The 2,335-nt window shown below is 69.4% G+C and carries 3 protein-coding genes; 2 read left to right on the top strand and 1 reads right to left on the bottom strand.

All coding sequences use genetic code 11. The annotated features are described in order from the left end of the window. Positions 1–131: 131 nt before the first annotated feature. Positions 132–1,037, bottom strand: coding sequence for a nucleotidyltransferase family protein (locus V3W46_RS10705; RefSeq protein ID WP_331783104.1), 906 nt, complete (start codon positions 1,035–1,037; stop codon positions 132–134). A gap of 80 nt (positions 1,038–1,117) precedes the next feature. Between V3W46_RS10705 and uraD the strand changes: the two genes are divergently transcribed. Both uraD and uraH read left to right on the top strand, forming a co-directional pair. Next, the gene (uraD, locus tag V3W46_RS10700) at positions 1,118–1,606 is read left to right on the top strand and encodes a 2-oxo-4-hydroxy-4-carboxy-5-ureidoimidazoline decarboxylase (RefSeq protein ID WP_331783103.1); all 489 of its coding nucleotides are present in this window, start codon (positions 1,118–1,120) and stop codon (positions 1,604–1,606) included. Further along, positions 1,603–1,944: a hydroxyisourate hydrolase gene (uraH, locus tag V3W46_RS10695; protein ID WP_331783102.1), complete on the top strand. Its 342-nt coding sequence runs from the start codon at positions 1,603–1,605 to the stop codon at positions 1,942–1,944. The genes uraD and uraH overlap by 4 nt, the downstream gene beginning before the upstream one ends. Positions 1,945–2,335 lie beyond the last annotated feature (391 nt).

Below are 2,335 nucleotides of genomic sequence, written 5' to 3'. Positions count from 1 at the left end.
TCACCTCGATCACCGTCCGCCTCTGCCGCGACTTCCAGGAGTCGAGTCGTCACCGGCCGCGCCTCGAGCTCGAGCAGCCGATCCGCCACGCGGCAACGCGTGACCGGCGCCGCCACCCACCCCCGCGCCGATCAGCTCGCTGGCAGCACGTCTACATCGTCGCCCGAGCCCACGTCGCCGCAGTCGACCTCGACGACGCCGTTCGACACCAGGTAGGCGCGGGCGCCGGCGTCGCCTTCGAGCGTCGATCCGATTGCTGCCCAGTGCCCGCGACCGATGAACACCGGATGCCCGGGCCGCCCTCCATACGTGGCCTGCACCAGGGCATCCGTCGCCGCCTCGCCCGCGCGGGCCACCCCCACCACGCGCCGCACCGCTTCGACCCCCAGGTCGGGCAGGTCCACCAGCGTGATCACGACCCCCTCGACCCCGCCCGCTCGAACTGCCGAGCTCACCGAAGCCATCTCACGAGCCTTGCCCGCCCCCTCGCCGGGCTCGCGCACCATCTCACGGGGCTTGCCCTCCGTCTCGCCGGGCTTGGCCGCCGCCTCGCTGCGAGCGGCGGCTCGGAGGCCGGCCCCCAGCGACGCCCCCATGCCCGACGCCCACTCGGCGGCGATCACGACGGTCACAGCATCCGGCCCCGAAAGAAGCGGCTGCAGCAGCTCCACCGCCGCATCGGACCCAGCCCCGAGCACCACATACACCGGCGCGCATCCGGCCTCGATGAGAACCCGGGCTCCGCGCACCACCCACGGAACTTCGTCGTCACCGACGACGAGTGCTTTGGGCATTCCCATGCGCCGCCCGCCGCCCGCCGCCAACAGCAGCCCAGCGACGGCACCCGCCTCAGGCGCAGCACCCGCCCCCGACCCGGCACCCGCCTCCGACCCGGCACCCTCTTCCGACCCGGCACCCGCCTCCGACCCGGCACCCTTTTTCGACCCGGCACCGGCCTCCGGCGCGGCACCCGCCCCCGACCCGGCACCCGCCTTCGGCGTGCCCCCCGGCCGCACCACCCCGCCGGTCTCCGTCATCTGCCCATCGTAAGCGGACGCCACTCGAGGTCACCGCCCGGCCCGCACCCTAGGTCCGGCCCACGCTCTAGGCTTGACGCATGCTGAACCCGCCACCCGACGAGCTGCGCGTACTGCTGCGATCGTGCCTGAACGTCGACCGGTGGGTCGACGACGTCGCGGCGCAAGCACCCTTCGTCTCGCTCGAGGCCCTGCAGGCCGCGGCCCGGGCCGCCGCTCCGCTCAGCCCGGCCGAGATCGACCAGGCGCTCGCAGATCATCCCCGCATCGGCGAGAAGCACGCCGGAGCCGGCGCCTCAAGCGACTTCTCCCGCACCGAGCAGGCCTCGCTGGGGCAGAACGACGAACAGGTCGACGCCGCCATCGCCGCGGGCAATGTCGCCTACGAAGAACGGTTCGGCCGGGTGTTCCTCATCCGTGCCAAAGGTCGCACCCGCCCCGAGATTTTGGCCGAGCTGCGCCGGCGACTCAGTCTCGATGACGACACCGAACTCGCCGTCGCCGGTTCTGAGTTGATCGCCATCGCCCTGCTCCGCCTTGAGACCGTCTACGAGAAGAGCGCCTCATGACCAGAAGCCACGTCACCTCCCACGTGCTCGACTCCACGATCGGGCGCCCGGCGGAGGGGGTGCCCCTCGCGCTCGATTCCCTGGTCGACGGCGAATGGATGCCCGTAGGCACCGCCACGACAGACGCCGACGGTCGGGCGTCAGAACTCGGGCCGGTTGCTCTACCGGCCGGCATCTACCGGGTGACGTTCGACACCGCCGCCTACTTCAGCACGACCGGTACGCCGTCGTTCTACCCCGAGGTCTCGATCGTCTTCACGCTCGCCGAGGAGTCGGAGCACTACCACATCCCCCTGCTTCTTAGCCCGTTCGCGTACTCCACCTACCGAGGAAGCTGAACCCGGATTCGGCGTTCGACGGGCCCGTTGCGAGCCGATTTGCACAGCCGCCGAATTCCCCATAGAGTAACTACTCGTCACCCCAAAGGTGCCGGAAAGCCGAAGTGCTACCGGGCCTCAAGCGGGGGCCATCCCCAGCTGAGAAGCAAAGATTCTCTCGTAGGACTCTGTCTCGAAGCGTAGGATGTAAAACCACTCCCGCACCGCCCGGGCTTCAGCCCAGGTGTGCCGAGCTCATGTCAGTACCTCTTGGCGACGTCACTTTCGAGTGAATGGCCCAGGAAGCGCCGATTTGACAAGGTCGCGGTCAGTGATAAGATAGTAAAGTTGCCCCGAGCCGGGCCTAGCAAGTCTAGAAGCCAGTTCAGGTGCGTCCGATCTTTGAGAACTC

It is taken from the genome of Subtercola sp. YIM 133946, assembly GCF_036553535.1.
Taxonomy (GTDB): Bacteria; Actinomycetota; Actinomycetes; order Actinomycetales; family Microbacteriaceae; genus Subtercola.
The sequence above is the reverse complement of the archived record's forward strand: the minus strand, read 5'-3'. Positions and strand labels throughout refer to the sequence as shown.

Bases quoted from the DNA above. Each gene is read 5' to 3' on its own strand.
- uraH (WP_331783102.1), top strand. From the start codon at position 1,603: ATGACCAGAAGCCACGTCACCTCCCACGTGCTCGACTCCACGATCGGG.
- uraD (WP_331783103.1), top strand. From the start codon at position 1,118: ATGCTGAACCCGCCACCCGACGAGCTGCGCGTACTGCTGCGATCGTGC.
- V3W46_RS10705 (WP_331783104.1), bottom strand. From the start codon at position 1,037: ATGACGGAGACCGGCGGGGTGGTGCGGCCGGGGGGCACGCCGAAGGCG.